We start from the raw sequence: 21,002 nt of genomic DNA, 5'->3' as shown, positions 1-21,002 counted from the left end.
GCTAGATCACGATATTCAGCAGGAGGACGCCGGCAAGGCCGACCACGGAGATCAGACATTCCATCACGGTCCAGGTCTTCAGATTCTGCCCGACGGTCGTGCCGAGATACTCCTTGACGAGCCAGAACCCGGCATCGTTGACGTGGGAGAGGAAGAGCGAACCGGCGCCGATGGCGAGAACCATCAGCGAGACATCCGTGCTGCCCAGGCTGGCCGCGACGGGGGCGAGGATGCCGGCGGCCGTCACGGTGGCGACGGTGGCCGACCCGGTAGCGACGCGGATCAGGGCGGCGACGAACCACGCCAGCACGAGCACCGAGACGCTGCTGCCGGCCACGGCGTCGGCGATGACGGTGCCGATGCCGGTGTCGATGAGCACCTGCTTGAACCCGCCGCCCGCACCCACGATGAGCAGGATGCCCGCGATCGGCGGGAGGGAGTCGGAGAGGGACCTGGCGACCCCGGCGCGGTCCATGCCGCCACCGCGACCGAAGACGATCATCGCGTAGATCACAGCGATGCCGAGGGCGATCATCGGCGTGCCGAGGAAGTCGAGCGTGGCGTTGAGAGGCGAGGTGGATCCCGGGTCGATCGCGTCGGCGATCGATCGGGCGAGCATCAGCATGACGGGGAGCAGGATGCCCGAGATGGTGATCAGGAAGCTCGGGCGCCGCATGTTCTCGCCCAGACCCTGATCCTCGTTGGTGAGGAACAGGGCCGGCACAGGCACGGAGACCCAGCGGCTCGCGAACCGGCTGAAGATCGGGCCGGCGATGATGACGGTCGGAATGGCGATGAGCACGCCGATCGCGAGAGTGAGCCCGAGGTTCGCATCGAGAGTGGTCACGGCCACGAGCGGACCGGGGTGCGGCGGCACCAGGCCGTGCATGACGGACAGGCCGGCGAGGGCCGGGATGGCGATGCGGATGAGCGAGAGCCCGCTGCGGCGGGCCACCAGGATGATCACCGGGATGAGCAGCACGAGGCCGACTTCGAAGAACATCGGCAGGCCGATCAGCCCGCCGATCAGGGCCATCGTCCACGGCAGGGTGCGGGCGCTCGAGCGCGTCACCAGCGAGTCGACGATGCGGTCGGCTCCGCCGGAGTCGGCCAGCAGCTTGCCGAACATGGCGCCGAAGCCGACCAGGATGCCGACGCCGGCCATGGTGGCGCCGAAGCCGGCGCTGAAGCTCGTGACGGCGGCGGCGGGAGCGAGGCCGGCCCCGACGCCGACGCCCACGGCGCCGATCGAGAGGGCGAGGAACGGATGCACCTTGAGCCAGGTGATGAGCAGGATGATCACCGCGACGCCGACGAGGGCGGCGAGGATGAGCTGGAGGTCGCTGCCGGCCGGTTCAATCGGAACCACCGGAGCCGCGTAGGGAAGAATCATCTGAATTTCCATTCCGAGGCTGCTTCACTGCGACCTCATCGTCCAATAATCTGATTAATCAGATATTTGAGTGTGGCACACGAATCGCGACTCCGGGACCAACGCCGGTACGATCACGATGGGCGACGTAGCGACGACGCGCGCGGCCAGTCCGCAGGGAGAAGCTGAGATGAACCGTGGGGCGGGCGCAGGAGTGTGGCGTGAGCGAGGGCTTCATGCGCGGGTGGTGAACTCGCTGGGCCAACAGATCGTCGACGGCGGATACCTGACCGGCGACATCCTGAACCTGGACGTGATCAGCGAGGAATTCGCGGTTTCTCGCTCCGTGCTGCGCGAGGCACTGCGGGTGCTGCAGTCGCTGGGTATGGTCGAGCCGCGGCAGCGGGTGGGCACCCAGGTGCTGCCTCGCACCTCCTGGGACCTGATGCACCCGCAGATCATCTACTGGCGCGGACGCGGCACCGACTATCTCACCCAGATGCGCGAGATGCTCGAACTGCGCCTTGGCATCGAGCCTGTGGCCGCCCGACTGAGCGCGCGCCTGATGACCGCCGAGCAGCTGGACGCGGTGCGGGCGGCAGCCGAGGGCATGGTCGCGGCTGACCTTGCCGGCGACGGTCGCGGGTTCCTCGAGGCCGACATCGAGTTCCACTCCCTGATCCTGATCGCCTCCGGCAACAGCGTGATGGGGCACTTCGCCGGCACGGTCGCGGCGCTCCTCCGCACGCGCGAGGAGGAGAAGCGCTTCACCATCACCGAGTACACGCCGCCGTCGGCCCACCGGCACAACCAGCTGGCCGAGGCGCTGTTCGCGCGCGACGAGGATGCCGCGTACCGCTGGTCGTATGCCACGATCGAAGCCACCCTGACCGAGTTCATCCAGGAATCGGGCCGCGCCGAACGGGGCCTCGGGGCCTGAGGCTGCCGGCCTGGCGCGGTGTCCGTTGCCCGGCACCTCGTGCTCAGAGCCGGGCGAGCCGCTCGATGTCCTCCAGGAATTCGCTGGCGACCTGGGCCGACACGGTCGTGCGGGTCGACCGGATCGCGACCAGGTAGTCCTCGGTGCCCGGGCCGCCGGGCGTCGACTCGTCCTCCCCCTCGAACAGTGCGCGTTCCAGCGCCTGCTGAGAGGCGCGCCGGGCGGCGTACTCGATGTCGGCTGGTGAGAACCCGTCGCTTGCGGTGACGAGCGCGCTCAGATCGACCGTGCTTTTCCTGCCCTCGGGGATGTAGCGCTCCCAGATGGCCTGGCGGGCGGCGACATCCGGAAGCCCGATCGGGATGACGTAGTCGAAGCGTCCGTGCCGGAGAAAGGCGGAATCGAGGGCGCGGATGAAGTTCGTGGCGCAGACCAGGAGCCGGCCGGGCTGCTCGCGGAAGGCGGGAATGATCTTCAGCAGCTCATTGGTGACGCCCTGCAGCGCCGAGGGTGGCTCGCCGCCGCGTTGCGCCGCGATCTCCTCGACCTCGTCGATGAACACGACCGCGTGCTCCAGCTCGGAGATCTTCAGGAAGGTCTCCCGAAGCGCACCGGCAAGGCCCTTGGGGTCAGCCGCGAGCCGCGAGGGGAAGACCTCGACAAAGGGCCATTCCAGCCGCGATGCGATGGCCTTTGCGAAGGTGGTCTTGCCCGTTCCGGGAGGCCCGAAGAGCACGACCGCCTTCGGTGGCACGACGCCGTACTGTTCGGCCATGTCGGGTTTGGCCAGCGGCATGACGAGCCTTCGTTCGAGCAGCTCCTTTTCGGCGCGCATGCCGCCGACGCCCTCCCAGAGGTCGCGCGGCAGGATGCGCCCGCCCAGTTCGCTGAGCGATCGCAGCTCCTCGCGCTGCACCGGGATGTGGCGCTCGAAGTAGCGCAGGTGCTGCTTGACCTCGAAGCCCCGCTTCACGAAGGCGTCGACGCGCGTGGCCGATTCGGGCATCAGCGCGGACAGCTTGGTCAACGCGTGCCGGGACATCTTCTTCTCGAGGGCGGCCAGCAGGGCCGTGCCGATGCCGCGGCCCTGGTAGCGCTGCGCGGTGGCGAGGAAGACGACCCAGCCCTGGGCGTGGGCGGCGCGGCCCACGGCGGCCCCGACGACCTCGTCGCCGGCAAGGGCGACCACGGCGTCATCCTTCTGGCAGGAGGCCAGCACCTCGGACAGGCCGTAGACGGGCTCCGTCTTGGCGGCCGTGATCTCTTCCCAGAGGCGAAGGATGCCGTCGAGGTCGTCCGAGTGAAAGTCGCGGATCCGCCAACCAGTCATGAGTGCTCCTTCGCGCCGACACGTACGCTTCCCAATCTATGGCACTTGCGTCGCCGAACTAGCGATCAGCCAAGCGGCGGGCAAGGTAAGGCGCGGTGCGGCTGTGCGGGTGCCGCGCGACGGCATCCGGGGTTCCGGTCGCCACGATCTGGCCGCCCGCATCTCCGCCGGCCGGTCCCAGGTCGATCACCCAGTCGGCGGCGGCCACCACATCGAGGTTGTGCTCGACGACGATCACCGTATTGCCGGCGTCGACGAGGCGGCCCAGCTGGGCCAGGAGAAGGCGGACATCCGCGGGGTGCAGTCCGGTGGTCGGCTCGTCGAGGAGGTACATCGTGTGGCCGCGGCGGGCGCGCTGCAGTTCGGTGGCGAGCTTGATGCGTTGGGCCTCGCCGCCGGAGAGCTCGGTGGCCGGCTGGCCGAGACGCAGGTAGCCGAGCCCGACCTCCCGCAGGGTGGCGAGGCTGCGGGCAGCGGCCGGCACGTCGGCCAGGAAGCCGGCGGCCTCCTCGACGCTCAGGCCGAGCACGTCGGCGATGGACTTGCCGTGATAGGTCACCTGAAGGGTCTCCGGGTTGTAGCGCGAGCCAAGGCAGGTCGGGCAGGGCGTGTAGCTGCCGGGCAAGAAGAGCAGACCGACGCTCACCGAGCCCTCTCCGAGACAGGTCTCGCAGCGGCCGCCGGGCACGTTGAAGGAAAACCGCCCGGCGCCGTAGCCGCGCTTCCGGGCCTCGTCCGTGGCCGCGAAGGTCGCGCGCACCGCGTCGAAGAGCCCGGTGTAGGTGGCCAGGTTGGAGCGCGGAGTGCGCCCGATCGGCTTCTGGTCCACGCGCACCAGGCGGTCCACGGCCTCCAGGCCGGTGATCCGGTCGACCCGCGCCCGCGGCTCGGGGTCGCCGCGTTCGCCGTCGTTGCCGTCGTCGTCGACGGCGCCTGCGGCTGCCGTCGGATCAGAGGCGACGGTGGCGTCGGACTCCGGATGCAGCGCGAGCCGCACGGCATCCGCCAGAACCTGGCTGACCAGGGTGGATTTGCCCGAACCGGACACGCCGGTCACCGCGGTCAGCACACCGAGCGGGAAGCCGGCGTCGACGCCTCGGAGGTTGTGCCGGGTGACACCGTGCAGGCCCAGCCAGCGTTCTGGTGTGCGCAGCGCCGCGGGCTGGGGCGCGTCGGGCTGGAGCGTGGCTGGCGCGGCCGGCTCCGGCGCGGCCGGGAACAGGAACTGCCGGGTAACCGACTCTGACACATCGGCCAAACCTGCGATGGGTCCGCTGTAAAGCACGACGCCGCCGCCGGCCCCGGCCAGCGGGCCCACGTCGACGACCCAGTCGGCGCGGCGCACGATGTCCATGTTGTGCTCGACGACGAAGACCGAGTTGCCGGATGCCTTCAGCTGCTCCAGCACGAGCAGCAGCGGTTCGGCGTCGGCCGGGTGCAGCCCGGCCGACGGTTCGTCGAGCACGTAGATCACGCCGAACAGGCCCGAGCGCAGCTGGGTGGCGATGCGCAGGCGCTGCATCTCGCCGGGGGAGAGGGTGGGCGTCGCGCGCCCGAGGCTCAGGTAGCCGAGGCCCAGTTCGAGCAGCACCTCGATGCGGGCGAGCAGGTCCCGGGTGAGGGTCACGGCGGCCTCCGTGGGCTCCGCGGCGTGCGGCCTCGCGGTGTGCGGCTCCGCGGAATCAGGCGCGGCGGTGCGCTCGGCGCCGCTCGCCCGGAGCGTCGGGCGAAGCAGCTCGGCGAGCACGGTCAGCGGCAGCAGGTTGAGCTGGGCGATCGACCGGCCGGCCACCGTGACCGCCAGGGCCGCGGGCGTGAGACCGCTGCCGTCGCACAGCGGACACGGGCCGGATTCGACGAACCGCAGCGCGCGCTCCCGCTGACTCTGGCTCTTGGAGTCGGCCAGGGTGTGCAGCACGTAGCTCCTCGCGCTCCAGAATCGGCCCTGGTACGGCTTGGCGATGCGGTCGCGCTGCGGGGTGACCTCCACCACGGGCTGTTCCTCAGTGAACAGGATCCAGTCCCGCGCAGAGCGCGGCAGGTCCTGCCAGGCGGTGTCCACGTCGTAGCCAAGGGTGATCAGGATGTCCCGCAGGTTCTTGCCCTGCCAGGCGCCCGGCCAGGCCGCGATGGCGCCGTCACGGATGCTCAGGGCAGGGTCGGGCACGAGGGTTGCCTCGGTCACGGTGTGCGCCGTGCCGAGGCCGTGGCACTGCGGGCAGGCGCCGGCCACGGTGTTGGGGGAGAAGGAGTCGGACTCGAGGCGTGGGGCAGCCGCCGGGTACATGCCGGCCCGGGAATACAGCATGCGCAGCGAGTTGGACAGGGTGGTCAGGGTGCCCACGCTCGAGCGGGAGCTGGGCGCGCCTCGGCGCTGCTGCAGGGCCACGGCCGGCGGCAGCCCCATGATTTCGTCAACCTGCGGGGTGTGGCCCTGCTGGATCAGCCGACGCGCGTAGGGCGCGACGGACTCCAGAAACCGGCGCTGGGCCTCCGCGAAGATGGTGCCGAACGCCAGCGACGACTTTCCGGAGCCGGAGACCCCGGTGAAGGCGACGATGGCGTCCCGGGGAACGTCGACATCAACGTTCCGGAGGTTGTTCTCCCGAGCCCCGCGCACCTGCACGAAGCCCGCGAATGGCGCGTTCCCTAGTGCGGTCGACGGAGCGTTCCGGGTCGAGGCGGCGGTGTCGGCGTCAGGTCGAGGCGGTTGCATCCGCCGACTCTAGCCCGAACGTCTGGGCGGATGCCGGGCTAGAGACAGTGGACCTGAGAGGCGACGCGGTATACTGGTGAATTGCGATCCCGTCCGCTGATGGTGGTGGGCCGGTCTTCATCTCGATGCTCAACCGTGACAGATCCCGATGTTCTACCGTGACAATCTCGATCGCTCTTCTATTGAACCAGGCTCAGCGGCGTGCCGTTCAAACCACGTTTGAGACTGAGAGAACCATTGGCTGATACATCCGGATCCACCGCTACCCACTACGTTTCCCTGCTGCGTTGGGCGTCCCTGAAGAGAGCGTTCCTGTCCCGCCAGTCCCCGCCGAGCGCCGCCCCAATCGGCGAGCGTCGCTGAGTACCCCATGGCCGACCGCACCACTCCCACCGGTTCCGACCAGCAGGTACCTGCCAACCAGGTCTCGATGCCCCGCTGGGCCGAACTCAAGCGCGCTTACGTCGCGCGGCTCTCGAAGAGCGAGCGCGCCGCACTGGCCGCAGCCGCCGAGCATGCGAACGACTCCCCGGAGTGACCCGTCGGTTCCCCTGAGCCGGTGTAGAACCAATTCGACGGAGATTTTGGCGTGAAAGCGCTCTTTCGCAGGATTCAGGTCCGATTCGCGCAAAATCTCCGTCGAATTCGTTCGGGCCGTAAGGGCGCGCCGGTCACGGCAGGCGCAGGTGGTCAACGGGCATCATGACCAGCGGCGCGCGCAATTCCATCAGGTCCCGGGCGTGCTGGTCGAGCCGCTTGTCCTCCGGGGTGATCAGCGTCAGTGGTTCTACCGGCTCGGCGTGCCCGTTCGCGCCGAGTGCGACGAAAATGCTCATGCACTGCGTCGTGAGGTGCAAATCGTGCGGCGTGCGTGGACTGCCCGAGCGCACCCGGATGCTGATGTGCATGCTGCGCTTGCCGGTGTGGATGAGCCGGGCATCCACTTCGACGATGTGCCCGATGTGGATCGGCCGGTAGAAGTGGATGCCGCCCGAGTAGACGGCAACGGCCGCTACGGAGCTCCAGGCCGCCGCCGTAGCGAAGGCGGCCTCGTCGATCCAGCGCATCACGGTACCGCCGTGGGCGTTGCCGCCCCAGTTCGCGTCGGCGGGGTCGGCCAAAAACCGGAACACCGTGCCTGGCGTGGTGCTGTCATCGGTATATTCCTGTGAGCGCATGACAGTCTGGATGCGCTTGCGCGGCTCGAGCCGGGCCATCGCGTTCTCTTGCAGCTCCCGGTCGACGTCGGAGTGGGGCACCCACAAGGGAACTTCCTGCGGCTTCCCGGCATCGTCGACGGCGACGAAGACGAGGATGCAGTGGGTCGCCGGACTGTATTCGCGGGCGCGGACATCCGTGGTCTCGACCGTGACAAGCACGTGCATGCTCGTGCGTCCGGTGTGGATGATGCGGGCGTGCACCTCGACCAGGTTGCCGGGCTTTATCGGCCGGGTGAAGTGCACATTGCCGACGTAGGCGGTGACCGTGTCGGATGCGCTCCAGCCCACCGCACAGGCGTAAGCGGCCTTGTCAATCCACTCGAGCACGCTGCCAGCGGCCACGGTCGCGCCCGAAGCGGCGACGTCGGCGGGAACGGCCATGAACCGCAGGGTGATGCGGTCGTCGGGCATGCCCGCGTCGAATTGCGACATCGAACGGACAGGTGCGGCGGTCACGGATACTCCAACGAAAGCAGGTCAGGGGCTTCGGTCCAGACTTTCACATCCGGGCAGGCTGCGGGACAGGGCCGCGGGACAGGGCCGCGGGACGGGGCCGCGGGACGGGGCAGCCGGGACGGGGCAGCCGGGACGGGGCAGCCGGGGCAGGGGAGTCGGGTGCGGGCCAGACCGTTGCCGGTCAGCCGTGGGTGCGGCGGTGTTCCTCGAGCGCCTCGACGACAAGGTCGTGGTCATCGCGCTGGGCCAGCCCGGAGACGCCGACGACGCCGATGAGCGAGCCCCGTACGCGCAGGGGGAAGGCGCCGCCGTGCGCGGCGTGTGTGTTCGGGTCGAGGTTCGAGTCGGTGCTGAAGTCGCGGGAGTTCGCTCGGAAGCGCATGCCCACGGCGTAGGAGGAGTTGGCGAAGCGCCGCACCACCCGGAACTTGTTCTCGAGCCAGGCGTCATTGTCGGCGCAGGCACCGGGCAGGGCGGCATGGAAGACGCGCTGGTCGCCGAACATGATCGACACCGCGATCGGATGCCGCCGGGCGTTGCCGAGTTCCACGAGCCGCGACCCGACGGCCCAGGCGTCGCCCACGTCGAAGGAGTCGAACTGAATGACACGTTCCTGCTCGAGAAGCAGCGGGAGAAGGTCTGCGGCGTCGTGCGCGTCGGTCATCGCATGCCTTTCGGGTTGAATGATGAACAGGGCAGAGGCGCCCGCAGTCAGTCTTCCACTCCCGCGCTCGCAATGGGAGCCAGTGCTAACGCAAACGAGTCGTCAAATATCGATAAGCGTCGATATACTGGGGGGACCGTCATCACGGACAAGTCGTCCCCTCTGGATGCCGGTCTAGGAGATGGTCACCCATGGCACACATCGAGATTTTCGAACCGGGACTGTGCTGCGGCACAGGCATCTGCGGAGTCGACGTCGACCAGGCGCTGGTCACCTTCTCCGCGGACCTCGATTTCACCCGCACGAACGGCGGCGACATTGCCCGATTCAACCTGGCCCAGGAGCCCCTCGCCTTCGTGCAGAACGAGGTGGCTCGCCAGTTCCTGCACACCGTCGGCCAGGAGGGCCTGCCCGTCACGCTCGTAGGGGGAGCCACCGTGCTCACCGGCCGCTACCCGACCCGCGCCGAGCTCGCGAGCTGGACCGACGTGGCGGCTGTCGACACCGGCGCGGCCAGTCACCGTGCGGCCGTGCAGCCGGAGGGAACGGTGCGGCTGCTAGCCATGGCCGGGTCCGGTAGCGCCACAGCCACCGAGCTCACTGAAAATACCGCGGGCGCCGATGCCGGCTGCTGCGGCAACGGCGGCTGCTGCTAGGGCCGATCATGACGACCCTGCGCTTCCTCGACGACGCCCCACGTTTCCTCTTCTTCACCGGCAAGGGCGGGGTCGGCAAGACCTCCATCGCGTGCGCGAGCGCGGTGCGTCTGGCCGAGTCCGGGGCATCCGTGCTGTTGGTCAGCACCGATCCGGCCTCCAATGTGGGCCAGGTCTTCGGGGTGACCATCGGCAACACGGTCATGCCGATCGCGGCGGTGCCCGGCCTGTCGGCCCTCGAGATCGACCCCGAGCAGGCGGCCGCGCAGTACCGCGAACGCATCGTCGGCCCGGTGCGCGGCCTGCTGCCGCCCGCCGAGATGGCCTCGATCGAGGAGCAGCTCTCGGGTGCCTGCACCACCGAGATCGCCTCGTTCAACGAGTTCACCGACCTGCTGACGGATGCCGCGTGGACGGCCGCGTACGACCACATCCTCTTCGACACGGCCCCCACCGGGCACACCATCCGTCTGCTGCAGCTGCCCGGGTCGTGGACCGACTTCCTCACCGAGGGCACGGGCGACGCGTCCTGCCTCGGGCCGCTCTCCGGCCTCGAGAAGCAGCGCGCCGTCTACGCCGACGCCGTGGCCGCCCTCGCCGACCCTGCCCGCACCCGGCTGGTGCTCGTGGCGCGCGCCCAGGGCGGCGCCCTGCGGGAGGCCGCCCGCACCCAGGCAGAACTCGCCGCCATCGGCATGCAGCGTCAGCACCTGGTGGTCAACGGCATCCTGCCGGCCGGACCGGCAACGGATTCTGATGCCGATACGGGCACGCCCGCCGAGGCCGACCCGCTCTTCGACGCCATCCGGGTGCGCGAACAGCAGGCGCTCGCCGCGATGCCCGCGGGGCTGCGCACCGCGCCCACCGACTACGTGGGGCTGAAGAGCACCAACATGGTCGGCTTGGCCGCGCTCCGCAGCCTGTTCGAGCCTGAAGTCGTCCCGACACCGGGCACCGGAATCGCCACGGTCGCTCCGGGGGCCCCGCTCTCGGCTCTCGTCGACGAGATCGAGGCCGGCGGCCACGGCCTGGTGATGCTGATGGGCAAGGGCGGTGTGGGCAAGACCACGCTTGCGGCGGCGATCGCCGTCAGCCTCGCCGAACGCGGGCTGCCCGTGCACCTCACCACGACCGACCCGGCCGCGCACCTCGATGACACCCTGGCTGGCGGGCTGGCGAACCTGACCGTGTCCCGGATCGACCCGGCCGTCGAAATCGCCAACTACTCCGAGCGGGTCATGCGCACGAAGGGCGCTCACCTCGACGCGCAGGGCCAAGCTATGCTCCGCGAGGACCTGCGTTCGCCGTGCACGGAGGAGATCGCCGTGTTCCAGGCCTTCTCCCGCGTGAGCCGGGAGGCGAAGGGCACCTTCGTCGTGATGGATACCGCGCCCACGGGCCACACCCTGCTGCTGCTGGATGCGACCGGGTCGTACCACCGCGAGGTCACCCGGCAGCTGGGCGACGGCATCCGTCTGACGACGCCGATGATGCGGCTGCAGGACCCGGAGCAGACGAAAGTGATCCTGGTCACCCTCGCCGAGACCACGCCCGTGCTCGAGGCCGCGGAGCTGCAGGCCGACCTGGAGCGGGCCGGCATCACCCCGTGGGCGTGGATCGTGAACAACTCGATCGCCGCGGCGGCGCCGACCAACCCGCTGCTGCTCGCGCGGGCCCGGAACGAGCTCCCCGAGCTCGAGCACGTGCACGAGAAGCGCGCCCCGCGGCTCGCGGTGGTGCCGCTGCTGGCGGAGGAGCCGGTGGGCATTCCGGCGCTGCTCGCGCTCGCCGCGGGGCGGCAGCCCGCGCCGGCATCCGTTCGCTAGCTGGCCGGTCGGCCAGCGAGGGGGTCGGCCGGCGTTCCAGCCCCTACGTCTGTCGAGTCTGAGGCCCCGCAGTACCTGCGTCCCGAACGAATTCGACGGAGATTCTGGCCAAATCGGGTTCAAACAGTCGGAAAGAGCGCTCTCAGCACAAAATCTCCGTCGAATTGGTTCGACACCGAGGGCGGGATGCCAGCTGTGCGGAAAGCGTCCACGCGGTGCGGTCGACTCGCACCTGCCGCAGTGAAATAACCAATCGTCAGGACTGACCCGGTTAGCGCACGGCCGGCCGGGCCGTGGTGCCGCGCACGGCAGACCAGACGACGATGACGCCCGCGAGCACCATGGTGACCAGCCCGAGCCCGGAGTAGCCGATCGCGCTCAGGATCAGGCCGGCCAGGGCTCCGCCGAGGGCACCGGCCCCGTTCATCGATAGGTCGGAGAAACCCTGCAGGGCGGCGCGGTCGTGCACGCCCACCACCTCGGCGATCAGCGCCGAGCCGGCGACGACGGATGCCGACCAGCCCAGTCCGAGCAGGATCAGCCCCACCGTCATGGCAGTTTGTGACTCCCCGGCCAGCCAGAAGATCGCCAGCGAGACCAGCAACAGGCTCTGGCCGATGAGGATGACGGGCATCCGTCCCAGCCGGTCGGCCAGCCAACCGAAGACGGGCGAGAGCGCGTACATGCCGGCGACGTGGAAACTGATGGTCAGCCCCACCAGCGTCAGGGTGGCGCCGTGGTCGCGCAGGTGCACCGGGGCCATCGACATCAGGGCGACCATGGTGGCGTGGCTGCAGGCGATCACGACCACTGCGAAGCGGGCCTGCGGGTTGACGCGCACGATGGCCAGGCCGCCGCGCCGCGTGCCGCCGACAGGGTCGACCTCGCGTGCGGCGAGGGCGGTGAGCAGCGGGTCGGGGCGGAGTCCGACCGTGTAGACAACGGCCGCGCCGACCGTGGCGATCAGGGAGAAGGCGAAGGCACCGGTCAGAGGGGGCAGGCCGAGGGCCTTCCCCACGGTCTCGCCGGGGCCGAACAGGTTCGGGCCGAGCACGGCGCCGATGGTCGTCGACCAGACCACGATGGACAGGTCGCGCGCCCGGAATTGTGTGCTCGCGAGGTCGGTGGCGGCGAAGCGGGCCTGCAGATTCGTGGCCGATCCGGCGCCGAGGAGCATCAGGGCCAGCAGGAGCAGCGGGAAGATGTCGACCGCGACCGAGGTGATGGCGAGAACAGCGCCGGAGCCGGCGATGAGCGAGCCGGTCGCGAGGGAGCGGCGGCGCCCGCGGCGCTGGGCCAGGCGGGCCAGCGGTACGGCCGCGAGGGCGGCGCCGAGGGTGCTCATGGTGGCGGCCATGCCCGACCAGGCGCTGGAGCCGGAGAGCTGCGCGGCCAGCAGGGCGCCGAGGGAGAGCGTCGCGCCCATGCCGATGCCGCCGAGGATCTGGCCTGCGATGAGCACCCGCACGACCGTGCGCTGCAGCGGCGTGTGGTCGGCGGGCGCGGGCGCGGGGCGGGCGTCCGGGGTCACGGGCGCGGGCGCATCCGGATTGGTGGACATCGGGCTCCCTTCTGGCATGTGCGCTGGGGTTTTAGCATACCCCAGGGGGTAATTAGACTTCGACGACGAGCAGGGTGTCGAGGGCGAATGTGGCGGCGCCGCCGTCGCCGGGGGCCTCCGGGTCGGTGGCGAGGTCGCGGCGGATGGTCTCGCAGCGCACGACCCGGGAGGCACCCGGACTTGCGGGGTCGATGCAGGAACGCAGCAGCTCGGGCGAGTAGAGGATGGCCGGATCGCCTGGTCCGGGAGCCCCGGTCGCGAGGTTGGTCTGGTCGTGCCCGAGCGCGACCAGGTGCCCGCCGGGGGAGAGCCACCCGGCGGCGCGGGCCAGCACGGCGCGCAAGGCGGGCTCGGGCAGGTGCAGGTACATCACGGTGACCAGGTCGAAGCTTTCGCCTGCCGGATCCCAGGTCGTGGCGTCGCCGACCTGCCAGTCCACCGACACGCCTGCCTCGGCGGCGTGCGCTTCCGCCTGGCCGACGGCTTCGGCGGAGAAGTCGACCGCCGTGACCGTCCAGCCGTGGCCGGCCAGCCAGATCGCGTTGCGACCGTCGCCGGTGGCCAGATCCAGCGCACGCCCCGGCGGGAACGGGCTCACGGTGTCCTGCACGATCTGTGCCGGCAGAGCCGACCACAGACGTCCGGCCAGGCCGGCCTGTGCCTCACGGGCGAGGCGGTAGCGGGTGTCCCATTCGGTGGCGTCCATGGCGTGTCCTCTCGGCGGGCATCCGTCGGTGTGAACGGATGCTGCGCGATGGCCAGTTTCGCACGGAAGCGGCGGCTCAGCGGGAGAGCGCTGCCAGCTCGGCCCGGGTGGAAGCACCCACCTTGCGCAGCAGGTTGGCGACGTGGAACTTGACCGTGTTCTCGCTGATCGAGAGCGTCTCGGCGATCGCCCGGTTGCGGGCGCCGGAGGCGACCAGCTCGAGCACGCCCTTCTCGCGCGGGCTCAGACCCCACGCGGCGGCGGCCGTGAGCGGTGCGAGCGGCACGTCGAGGGGGAGGGTGACGGTCATTTCGGACCCCCAGCCGGTCGTCGCCTCCAGCCGCAGCGAGCCGTTCAGTGCGGCCACCCGGCTCGTCAACCGGCTGACGCTCGGGCTGTCCGGGGTGAGGTCGCCGGAGCCGTCGTCGCGGATGTGGATCAAAAGGTTGCTGCCGTCGCAGTCCCAGTGCACGCGCACGCGGGCCACCCCGGCCTGCTCGACCAGAGCCAGGACCGCGCCGCGCACGATGGCCCGGGCGGCGTGGGCCACCTCGCCGGGCAGGGCCCGGCCGTTCACGGGCGGCTCGATGAACTGCACGTCGAGGTCGCCGAAGCGCACGAGCGGGCGCAGGTCGTCGCGCAGGCGTTCGAAGGCCCGAGCAACGGGCTCCTCGGTGAGGGACCGGTCGAGGTCGGAGACGGCGCGCAGCGCCACCATCGCCGTCGCGGCCAGGTCGATCGCGGTTTGCCGGGCCGAGGCGTCGCTCGTGTTCCGGGAGCGGAGCACGGCGAGCAGGGACTCGAGCGTGGTCGCCTGCGTGTCGGTCAGGTCGGCGACGACCCGGGCGCGCTCGGCGGCGGCCGAGCGGGAGTCGAACGGCTCGATCGAGGGGGCTGGGCGCTGACTATTCACCTCAGCAGCCTACCGGAGGTGCGTTCAGCCATCCGTTCGGGTAGGTGCACCGCCCGTTCGGTGGGCCTCCTGCCCGCCCGAAAGAGTGGACCATAAGGGGATGCCCTCTTGCACCGACACCCCCGTGACACTGACCGTGACCGAATCGCTCGCCGCCATCGCGGCCGAGAACGCCGGAATCGTGCGCCAGCTCCTGACGACGGCGACCACGAACAGCGCGAACAGCACGAACAGCACTGACGACACGGCCGGCCTCCCGACCCTCGACCAGGCTGCGGCCGCCCTGCGGGGAGCCCGGCGCGTGTTTGTGCTCGGCGCGGGCCGGTCCGGCCTGGCCCTGCGCATGACCGCGATGCGGCTGATGCACCTCGGGCTCGACGTGCACGTGGTCGGCGAGGTCACCACCCCGGCGATCGCGGCCGGCGACGTGCTGCTGGTAGCGAGCGGGTCCGGCGCGACGGCCGCCGTCGTGCGCGCGGCCGAGACCGCCGCGGCATCCGGTGCCCGGGTAATCGCGATCACCACCGCTCCGGACTCCCCGCTCGCCGCGCTGGCCGCGGTGACCGTGGTCGTGCCGGCCGCCCAGAAGCAGGACCACGACGAACTCCGGTCACTGCAGTACTCGGGCGCGCTCTTTGAACAGACCGTCGTCGTGCTCGGCGACGCGATCTTCCACAGCCTGTGGAAGGCATCCGGGGCCACGGCCGACGATCTGTGGCCGCGGCACGCCAACCTCGAATAACGCTTTTCACTCACTCAGACCTATCAGACCTCACCAGACGTCACCAGAACCGGAAAGAAGACCATCATGAAGCTTCAAGTCGCCATGGACGTACTCACCACGGATGCGGCCCTCGAGCTGGCCGCGAAAGTTGCACCCTACGTGGACATCATCGAGCTCGGCACCCCGCTGATCAAGGCGGAGGGCCTGCGTGCCGTGACCGCCATCAAGGCCGCTCACCCCGACAAGACGGTCTTCGCCGACCTCAAAACGATGGATGCCGGTGAGCTCGAGGCCGACCTGGCGTTCACCGCCGGCGCCGACCTGGTGACCGTGCTCGGCACGGCCGGGGACAGTACCATCGTCGGGGCCGTCGCCGCAGCCACGAAGCATGGCAAAGGCGTCGTCGTCGACCTGATCGGCGTCGCCGACAAGGTGACGCGGGCCCGCGAAGTGACAAAGCTCGGCGCCGTCTTCGTCGAGATGCACGCCGGCCTTGACGAGCAGGCGGAGCCCGGCTTCTCGCTCTCGACTTTGCTCAACCAGGGTGAGACCGCCCGGGTTCCGTTCTCCCTGGCCGGCGGTGTGAGCGTCGCCACCATTGCCTCCGTGCAGCGTGCCGGGGCCCGGGTCGCCGTCGCCGGCGGCGCCATCTACGGCGCGGAGGACCCGGCCGCCGCGGCGGCCGCCCTGCGCGCCGCCATCATCTAGCCACCCCGGAGTCCGCGCCGGAGTTGGCGCGGGAGTCCGCGTGGATACGGAAAAAGCACCCTCGTTTCGAGACGAGGGTGCTTTCTCGTGGGGGCAGGGAGGGGGGGGTGTCAGCCGAGTAGCATCTTGCCGAGCGTGTCAGCGGAGTAGACGGTCGCGGTCGCCTCGGCGGCCTCGGACGGGGAGCCATAGCCCCACTCCACGAGGATGGCCGGCACGCCGTGGGCGGCCGCACCTTCCGCGTCGTAGCGGCGGTCACCGACCATGACGGGCTGGCTGAGGTCGGCACCGGCGGCGGCGAGGCGCTCGAGGGCCTCCGCCACGACGTCGGCCTTGGAACTGCGCGTCTCGGTGTCGGTGGAGCCCACGATGGCGGTGAAGTACTGTGCCAGGTCGAAGTGCTCGAGCACCGCGATCGCATTGTGCTGGGTTTTGCTGGTGGCCACGGCCATCGGAATCTTCGCCGCGTGGATGCGCTCGAGGAGCCCGGCGACGCCCGGGAAGATGGCGGTGTCCAGCAGGTGCTTGCCCTGGTCGTCGGCGCGGTAGACGGCGACAGCCTCGGCGGCCTCCTCCGGTGTCATTCCCGCGTACTCGCGGAAAGCGGCCAGCAGAGGCGGCCCCACGTAGGCCAGTAGTTCCGCGTCGGCGGGAACCGGGCGGCCCAGCACGGCGAAGGTGCGGGCGAGGGCATTGGTGATGGCCGGGGCGGAATCGGTGATCGTTCCGTCAAGGTCAAATATGATGGCACTCCACGTGCGGGTCAATGTCGAAATCACAGGCTAATACTAGGGGTCGGGAGTCGATCCATCGCATGAATTTAAAGAAAAATAGGAGTAATACGCTTTCGCGCGGGCCGCCAGCCCCTAAAAGAGTTTCGATTGTGTGTCGTCGAGTCCGCGCATGGCGTCGTAGTCGAGAACGAGGCAACGGATGCCCCGGTCCTCGGCCAGGGTGCGCGCCTGCGGCTTGATGATCTGTGCGGCGAAAACCCCGATCACCGGCGCAAGATGCGGGTCGCGGTTCATGAGTTCGAGGTAGCGCGTGAGCTGTTCGACCCCGTCGATGTCGCCGCGCCGCTTCAGCTCCACGGCGACGGATCCGCCCGTGGAGTCGCGCGCCAGGATGTCGACCGGGCCGATCGCCGTCATGTACTCCCGGCGCACCAGGATATGGCCGTCGCCGAGCAGGTGGATGTGCTCGGCCAGCAGCTTCTGCAGGTGGGCCTCGACGCCGTCCTTGATCAGCCCGGGGTCGATGCCGAGCTCGTGGGCGGAGTCGTGCAGCACCTCGTAGATGCTGACGATGAGCTGATCGGCGGTCTTGGCGTGGGTGACCGTCCAGACGGCCGTGACGCCGGCCTCCGTCTGGTCGTCATCGGGCCAGGACAGCGCCAGGCTGCACGGCGGGCTCATCCAGTTGAGCGGCTTGTACGAGCCGCCGTCGGAGTGCACGAGCACGCTGCCGTCCGACTTGATCATGAGCAGGCGGGTGGCCAGCGGCAGATGCGCGCTCAGTCTCCCGGCGTAGTCGACGGAACATTTCGCAATCACAAGGCGCACGGTTCGAGCCTAACCGCGCCGCGGCATACGTTCGCCCACCCTCGACGAACCTCCCGCGCCCCGGGTCCGAACCAATTCGACGGAGATTTTGCCGTTTCGGCTTGAAACAGCCCCAAAACCGGCCGCTAGCGCCAAAATCTCCGTCGAATTCGTTAGGCGGCGGGGGCGTTGGTGCGCTCGCGCGCGGCGGGGGCGGCCAGGCCCGCCAGAACCATCAGCGCCAGGATCAGGAACAGGGCGTTCAGGATGCCCCAGGCCTCGCCGAGCAGGCCGAGCACGGGCGGGCCCACGAGGAACGCGAAGTAGCCGATCATGGCGACGGCGCTCACTCGGGCGGCGGCGTTCTGCGTGTCGTCGGCGGCGGCCGACATGCCCACCGGGAAGCCGAGCGACGCGCCGAGACCCCAGAGCACCGTGCCGGTGTAGAGCAGCCCCTCGTTCGGCGCGAGGATGAACAACACCAGGCCCAGGATGCCCAGCGCGGCGCAGGCGCGCAGCACCGGTACCCGCCCGAACCGGTCCAGGATCGGCCCGCCGAACACTCGGCCGACGGTCATCGCCGTCACGAAGACGCCGAAGATGATGGCGCCCTCCGTGTTGCTCAGCCCGTGCCCGTCGACGGCGGCCAGGGCCAGCCAGTCGTTGGCCGAGCCCTCGGCGAAGGTCATGCCCAGCACGATCGTGCCGATCAGGAGGATCCTCGTGTCACCCCACGCGGACAGGCCGACGCGCAGGCGCTCCCGCCACGGCGGCGCAGGGCGCGGCCCGGCCTCCGCCGTTCCCGGCGCGACGCCCGGCTCCGCGCCCGACGCCGACGCCGTCGCCGGCTCGTCGCCGAGCTCCGCTCGCACCGGGATATACCGCACCCCGGCGACGGCCGTGGCGAGCACGAGAAGCGCAACCCCGGCCAGGTGCCAGGACACCGGCAACGAAACGTAGGATGCCCCCGCGCCCGCCAGTGCGCCAACCACGGTGCCGAGGCTGAAGCAGGCGTGCATCAGCGGCATCAGCGTCTTGCCGATCGCCCGCTCAACCGCCGCCCCCTCGACGTTCATCATGACGTCGACCGAGCCCATCCCGAAACCGACCAGGGCCAGCCCGGCGAAGACCAGCTCGGTGGACCCCAGCAGGCTCGTGCCGACCCCGGCCGTGATGAGCCCGACCGAGGAGATCGCGACGCCGAGCACCACGGCGCGCCGGGCGCCGAGGCGGGCGAGCAGCCCGACCGCCGCCACCAGGCCGATCACCGACCCGGCCGAGAGGCCGAAGATGACAATGCCCACCTGCGCGGTCGAGAGCTCGAGGCCGTCTCGCACGGCCGGGATGCGGGACATCCAGGTGGCCAGTGCGAGTCCGGCAATGAAGAAGAGTGCGAACACGGCGTTCCGCCAGGCGTGCAGCCCGGGCCGGGCGGCTGGGGTGGCGGAGATTCCGAGGTCGCGGGCGGTGTGGGTCACACCCTCCACGTTATCCGAAACGCAATCTGTCGCACGTGGGGGGACTTCAGGGGGTAACAGAACGGGGGTGCCGCACCCCGCCGCACCGCGGTCGCTCTCCGAGATCTGCGCCGAGAGCGGGCTGCCACAGAGCACCGTGCGCCGCCTGCTCGGCGAGCTCGAAGAGTGGGGCGCCGTGCAGCGGGATGCCCGCGGCCGCAACCAGATCGGCCTGCGCCTCTGGGAACTCGGCCAGCACGCGGGGCGGCAGCTGCGCGACGTGGCCCGCCCCCTACCTGCAGGACCTCTCCGGCCTCACCCAGGAGACCGCACATCTGGCCATCCGCGACGGGGCCGACGTGCTCTACATCGACCGCGTCTACGGCACCCGGCGCGTGCAGCAGGCCCCCCGGGTCGGCTGCCGGCTGCCCATGCACGCCACCGCCATGGGGCGCGCCATCCTGGCATTCGAGGAGGACTGGGTGCAGGACGCCGTGCTCGGCGGCACGCTGATCGCCCGCACCGCCTTCACGAAGACCGACCACGAGCAGCTCCGCCGGGAGATCGAGAAGATCCGCGTGCAGGGGTTCGCGCTCGCCTCGGAGGAGGTTCGCCTCGGCTCCGGCTCCCTGGCGGTTCCGGACTTCCAGGCTGACGGCCGCGTCGTCGGCGGGCTCGGCATCGTGCTGCCGACCAGCCGCGCCCACCAGCTCGAACGCAACCTGCCGATCCTGCTCGGCACGGCCGAGCGCAGCCAGGCCGGAATCGCGCAACTCCCCCCTCGGCGCTGCAGCCCGCCGCCCGCGCCCGCAAACCACCCCGGTGATCGACCCCGTCGCGATCTGAGACCCGATGGATCCGGCAACCGTGTTCGGGCCGAGCGCGACCGCCGCGCAGGGGGACACGGTGCTTGGTTACATCCGGTCGGGCCTGGCGGAGGGTGCCCGCGCCACGACCGGCGGCGACGTGCCCAGCGGGTTCGACCGGGGCTTCTCCGTCACGCCGACCGTGTTCGCCGACGTGACGCCCGGCATGCGGATCGCCCGGGAGGAAGTCTTCGGGCCGGTGCTGTCGATTTTGCGCTACGACCGCCTCGAGGAGGCCATCGGGATCGCCAACAACACTGATTTCGGCCTCGGAGGAACGGTCTTCTCCGCAGACGAGGATGCCGCCCTCGCGGTGGCTTCGCGGGTGGACACGGGCTCGATCGGGATAAAATTCTTCGCCGCAAGCCATGCCGCCCCGTTCGCGGGGCGGCATGGCTCAGGTCTCGGCGTCGAATTCGGCCTGGAGGGTCTGCACGTCTACCTCAAGCCGCAGTCGGTGCACCGCCGCATCCGCTCGTAGCCGGCACGGCGGTGCGCTCAGGATCGCGGCAGGATCAGGGCCGCACCTGCGGGGGCAGGGCGGCGATGATCGGGTGGTCCTTCTGGAACACGCCGGATTTCGCCGCCCCGCCGGGCGAGCCGATGTCGTCGAAGAACTCGACATTGGCCTTGTAGTACTCGGCCCACTTCTCGGGCACGTCGTCCTCGTAGTAGATGGCCTCGACCGGGCAGACCGGCTCGCAGGCGCCGCAGTCGATGCATTCGTCGGGGTGGATGTAGAGCGAGCGCTCACCCTCGTAGATGCAGTCGACCGGGCACTCGTCGACGCAGGCACGGTCCTTCACGTCGACGCAGGGCAGGGCGATCACATAGGTCATCGGCACGCCCCGGTCAGACTCAGCCGAATCGGGGCAACGGGCTGGCTAGATGTTGAATCCAAGAGCGCTCATCATCTCCCGGCCGTCGTCGGTGATCTTGTCGATGCCCCACGGCGGCATCCAGACCCAGTTGATGCGGAACTGGTCGACGATGCCGTCCAGGTTGACGCCGATCTCCTGCTCGAGCACCTCGGTCAACGGGCAGCCGGCCGAGGTCAGGGTCATGTGAATGATCAGGGCATCGTTTTCATCGTCCCAGCCCAGATCGTAGATCAGGCCGAGGTCGACGATGTTGATGCCGAGTTCCGGGTCGATCACATCCTTGAGGGCCTCCTGGACGGCATCGAACCGCGCCGCGCCCAGGATCGATTCCGCCGACTGCAGTGCGGTTGTCCCGAGGCTCATCGGGCGACGTCGGCGCTCTGGAAGCGATCGTAGCCCTCGTCTTCGAGGCGGTCGGCGAGTTCGGGGCCGCCCTGTTCGGCGATGCGGCCGTCGACGAAGACG

Annotated in this window: 20 protein-coding genes and 3 pseudogenes; 9 read left to right on the top strand and 14 right to left on the bottom strand. The window is 69.8% G+C overall.

What is annotated here, in order from left to right; genetic code table 11:
- Position 1: 1 nt before the first annotated feature.
- A complete protein-coding gene (locus tag CXY79_RS07890) occupies positions 2 to 1,393 on the bottom strand; it encodes a GntP family permease (protein ID WP_104100673.1) in 1,392 nt (463 codons plus the stop codon).
- 223 nt (positions 1,394 to 1,616) lie between these two features.
- Between CXY79_RS07890 and CXY79_RS07885 the strand changes: the two genes are divergently transcribed.
- Positions 1,617 to 2,312 (top strand): FadR/GntR family transcriptional regulator, encoded by a 696-nt coding sequence (locus CXY79_RS07885; RefSeq protein WP_158250247.1) that lies wholly within the window; start codon positions 1,617 to 1,619, stop codon positions 2,310 to 2,312.
- Between the two features lie 43 nt (positions 2,313 to 2,355).
- Here the strand turns inward: CXY79_RS07885 and CXY79_RS07880 are convergent, their stop codons facing one another.
- Complete coding sequence (locus CXY79_RS07880; RefSeq protein WP_104100586.1) at positions 2,356 to 3,642, bottom strand: ATP-binding protein; 1,287 nt, start codon at positions 3,640 to 3,642, stop codon at positions 2,356 to 2,358.
- Positions 3,643 to 3,700: 58 nt separating this feature from the next.
- Positions 3,701 to 6,358, bottom strand: coding sequence for an excinuclease ABC subunit UvrA (locus CXY79_RS07875; RefSeq protein WP_158250246.1), 2,658 nt, complete (start codon positions 6,356 to 6,358; stop codon positions 3,701 to 3,703).
- 370 nt (positions 6,359 to 6,728) lie between these two features.
- Here CXY79_RS07875 and CXY79_RS15945 point away from each other — a divergent pair, with 370 nt between their 5' ends.
- On the top strand, positions 6,729 to 6,896 hold the full coding sequence (locus tag CXY79_RS15945; protein WP_158250245.1) for a hypothetical protein: 168 nt from the start codon (positions 6,729 to 6,731) through the stop codon (positions 6,894 to 6,896).
- Between the two features lie 133 nt (positions 6,897 to 7,029).
- Here the strand turns inward: CXY79_RS15945 and CXY79_RS07870 are convergent, their stop codons facing one another.
- Together CXY79_RS07870 and CXY79_RS07865 are read right to left on the bottom strand one after the other, a co-directional pair.
- On the bottom strand, positions 7,030 to 8,034 hold the full coding sequence (locus CXY79_RS07870) for an acyl-CoA thioesterase (RefSeq protein WP_233191362.1): 1,005 nt from the start codon (positions 8,032 to 8,034) through the stop codon (positions 7,030 to 7,032).
- Between the two features lie 181 nt (positions 8,035 to 8,215).
- Positions 8,216 to 8,698 (bottom strand): heme-degrading domain-containing protein, encoded by a 483-nt coding sequence (locus CXY79_RS07865; RefSeq protein WP_104100585.1) that lies wholly within the window; start codon positions 8,696 to 8,698, stop codon positions 8,216 to 8,218.
- 191 nt (positions 8,699 to 8,889) lie between these two features.
- Here CXY79_RS07865 and arsD point away from each other — a divergent pair, with 191 nt between their 5' ends.
- A complete protein-coding gene (gene arsD / locus CXY79_RS07860; protein WP_104100584.1) occupies positions 8,890 to 9,354 on the top strand; it encodes an arsenite efflux transporter metallochaperone ArsD in 465 nt (154 codons plus the stop codon).
- A 17-nt stretch (positions 9,355 to 9,371) separates the two neighbouring features.
- Positions 9,372 to 11,180 (top strand): arsenical pump-driving ATPase, encoded by a 1,809-nt coding sequence (arsA, locus tag CXY79_RS07855; protein ID WP_146068116.1) that lies wholly within the window; start codon positions 9,372 to 9,374, stop codon positions 11,178 to 11,180.
- A gap of 271 nt (positions 11,181 to 11,451) precedes the next feature.
- Here the strand turns inward: arsA and CXY79_RS07850 are convergent, their stop codons facing one another.
- The 3 genes from CXY79_RS07850 to CXY79_RS07840 form a co-directional block, all read right to left on the bottom strand.
- Positions 11,452 to 12,741 (bottom strand): MFS transporter, encoded by a 1,290-nt coding sequence (locus CXY79_RS07850; protein WP_104100582.1) that lies wholly within the window; start codon positions 12,739 to 12,741, stop codon positions 11,452 to 11,454.
- 52 nt (positions 12,742 to 12,793) lie between these two features.
- A complete protein-coding gene (locus CXY79_RS07845; RefSeq protein WP_104100581.1) occupies positions 12,794 to 13,447 on the bottom strand; it encodes a bifunctional 2-polyprenyl-6-hydroxyphenol methylase/3-demethylubiquinol 3-O-methyltransferase UbiG in 654 nt (217 codons plus the stop codon).
- Positions 13,448 to 13,523: 76 nt separating this feature from the next.
- Entirely contained in the window at positions 13,524 to 14,360 is an 837-nt protein-coding gene (locus CXY79_RS07840; protein WP_104100580.1) for a LuxR C-terminal-related transcriptional regulator, read from the bottom strand.
- A 100-nt stretch (positions 14,361 to 14,460) separates the two neighbouring features.
- Between CXY79_RS07840 and hxlB the strand changes: the two genes are divergently transcribed.
- Together hxlB and hxlA are read left to right on the top strand one after the other, a co-directional pair.
- On the top strand, positions 14,461 to 15,102 hold the full coding sequence (gene hxlB / locus CXY79_RS07835) for a 6-phospho-3-hexuloisomerase (RefSeq protein WP_104100579.1): 642 nt from the start codon (positions 14,461 to 14,463) through the stop codon (positions 15,100 to 15,102).
- 66 nt (positions 15,103 to 15,168) lie between these two features.
- A complete protein-coding gene (hxlA, locus tag CXY79_RS07830) occupies positions 15,169 to 15,792 on the top strand; it encodes a 3-hexulose-6-phosphate synthase (RefSeq protein WP_104100578.1) in 624 nt (207 codons plus the stop codon).
- A 110-nt stretch (positions 15,793 to 15,902) separates the two neighbouring features.
- Here the strand turns inward: hxlA and CXY79_RS07825 are convergent, their stop codons facing one another.
- From CXY79_RS07825 to CXY79_RS07815, 3 genes are all read right to left on the bottom strand, one after another.
- Positions 15,903 to 16,571, bottom strand: coding sequence for an HAD hydrolase-like protein (locus CXY79_RS07825; protein ID WP_104169262.1), 669 nt, complete (start codon positions 16,569 to 16,571; stop codon positions 15,903 to 15,905).
- An 87-nt stretch (positions 16,572 to 16,658) separates the two neighbouring features.
- Positions 16,659 to 17,354, bottom strand: coding sequence for an endonuclease NucS (nucS, locus tag CXY79_RS07820; RefSeq protein ID WP_104100577.1), 696 nt, complete (start codon positions 17,352 to 17,354; stop codon positions 16,659 to 16,661).
- Between the two features lie 152 nt (positions 17,355 to 17,506).
- The gene (locus CXY79_RS07815) at positions 17,507 to 18,811 is read right to left on the bottom strand and encodes an MFS transporter (RefSeq protein ID WP_233191361.1); all 1,305 of its coding nucleotides are present in this window, start codon (positions 18,809 to 18,811) and stop codon (positions 17,507 to 17,509) included.
- On the opposite strand from CXY79_RS07815, the pseudogene CXY79_RS16910 reads away from it, so the two are divergent.
- From CXY79_RS16910 to CXY79_RS07805, 3 genes and pseudogenes are all read left to right on the top strand, one after another.
- Positions 18,714 to 18,953: pseudogene (locus tag CXY79_RS16910) on the top strand (hypothetical protein); the annotation flags it as partial. The gene CXY79_RS07815 and the pseudogene CXY79_RS16910 overlap by 98 nt on opposite strands.
- A gap of 43 nt (positions 18,954 to 18,996) precedes the next feature.
- A pseudogene (locus CXY79_RS16905) lies at positions 18,997 to 19,446 on the top strand (IclR family transcriptional regulator); the annotation flags it as partial.
- Positions 19,447 to 19,642: 196 nt separating this feature from the next.
- Complete coding sequence (locus CXY79_RS07805) at positions 19,643 to 20,137, top strand: aldehyde dehydrogenase family protein (protein ID WP_104100576.1); 495 nt, start codon at positions 19,643 to 19,645, stop codon at positions 20,135 to 20,137.
- Between the two features lie 34 nt (positions 20,138 to 20,171).
- Here CXY79_RS07805 and fdxA read toward each other — a convergent pair whose 3' ends face one another.
- The 3 genes and pseudogenes from fdxA to sufC form a co-directional block, all read right to left on the bottom strand.
- Positions 20,172 to 20,495 (bottom strand): ferredoxin, encoded by a 324-nt coding sequence (gene fdxA / locus CXY79_RS07800; RefSeq protein ID WP_104100575.1) that lies wholly within the window; start codon positions 20,493 to 20,495, stop codon positions 20,172 to 20,174.
- 45 nt (positions 20,496 to 20,540) lie between these two features.
- The gene (locus tag CXY79_RS07795) at positions 20,541 to 20,900 is read right to left on the bottom strand and encodes a metal-sulfur cluster assembly factor (RefSeq protein ID WP_104100574.1); all 360 of its coding nucleotides are present in this window, start codon (positions 20,898 to 20,900) and stop codon (positions 20,541 to 20,543) included.
- Positions 20,897 to 21,002, bottom strand: a pseudogene (sufC, locus tag CXY79_RS07790) (Fe-S cluster assembly ATPase SufC); the annotation flags it as partial. The pseudogene sufC and the gene CXY79_RS07795, both read right to left, overlap by 4 nt.

Source organism: Cryobacterium sp. M96, from assembly GCF_002929845.1.
Classification (GTDB): domain Bacteria; phylum Actinomycetota; class Actinomycetes; order Actinomycetales; family Microbacteriaceae; genus Cryobacterium; species Cryobacterium sandaracinum.
The sequence above is the reverse complement of the archived record's forward strand: the minus strand, read 5'-3'. Positions and strand labels throughout refer to the sequence as shown.

Bases quoted from the DNA above. Each gene is read 5' to 3' on its own strand.
- hxlA (WP_104100578.1), top strand. From the start codon at position 15,169: ATGAAGCTTCAAGTCGCCATGGACGTACTCACCACGGATGCGGCCCTC.
- arsD (WP_104100584.1), top strand. From the start codon at position 8,890: ATGGCACACATCGAGATTTTCGAACCGGGACTGTGCTGCGGCACAGGC.
- CXY79_RS15945 (WP_158250245.1), top strand. From the start codon at position 6,729: ATGGCCGACCGCACCACTCCCACCGGTTCCGACCAGCAGGTACCTGCC.
- hxlB (WP_104100579.1), top strand. From the start codon at position 14,461: ATGCCCTCTTGCACCGACACCCCCGTGACACTGACCGTGACCGAATCG.
- CXY79_RS07850 (WP_104100582.1), bottom strand. From the start codon at position 12,741: ATGTCCACCAATCCGGATGCGCCCGCGCCCGTGACCCCGGACGCCCGC.
- CXY79_RS07865 (WP_104100585.1), bottom strand. From the start codon at position 8,698: ATGACCGACGCGCACGACGCCGCAGACCTTCTCCCGCTGCTTCTCGAG.
- CXY79_RS07795 (WP_104100574.1), bottom strand. From the start codon at position 20,900: ATGAGCCTCGGGACAACCGCACTGCAGTCGGCGGAATCGATCCTGGGC.
- fdxA (WP_104100575.1), bottom strand. From the start codon at position 20,495: ATGACCTATGTGATCGCCCTGCCCTGCGTCGACGTGAAGGACCGTGCC.
- CXY79_RS07805 (WP_104100576.1), top strand. From the start codon at position 19,643: ATGGATCCGGCAACCGTGTTCGGGCCGAGCGCGACCGCCGCGCAGGGG.
- CXY79_RS07880 (WP_104100586.1), bottom strand. From the start codon at position 3,642: ATGACTGGTTGGCGGATCCGCGACTTTCACTCGGACGACCTCGACGGC.
- CXY79_RS07845 (WP_104100581.1), bottom strand. From the start codon at position 13,447: ATGGACGCCACCGAATGGGACACCCGCTACCGCCTCGCCCGTGAGGCA.
- CXY79_RS07875 (WP_158250246.1), bottom strand. From the start codon at position 6,358: ATGCAACCGCCTCGACCTGACGCCGACACCGCCGCCTCGACCCGGAAC.
- CXY79_RS07890 (WP_104100673.1), bottom strand. From the start codon at position 1,393: ATGATTCTTCCCTACGCGGCTCCGGTGGTTCCGATTGAACCGGCCGGC.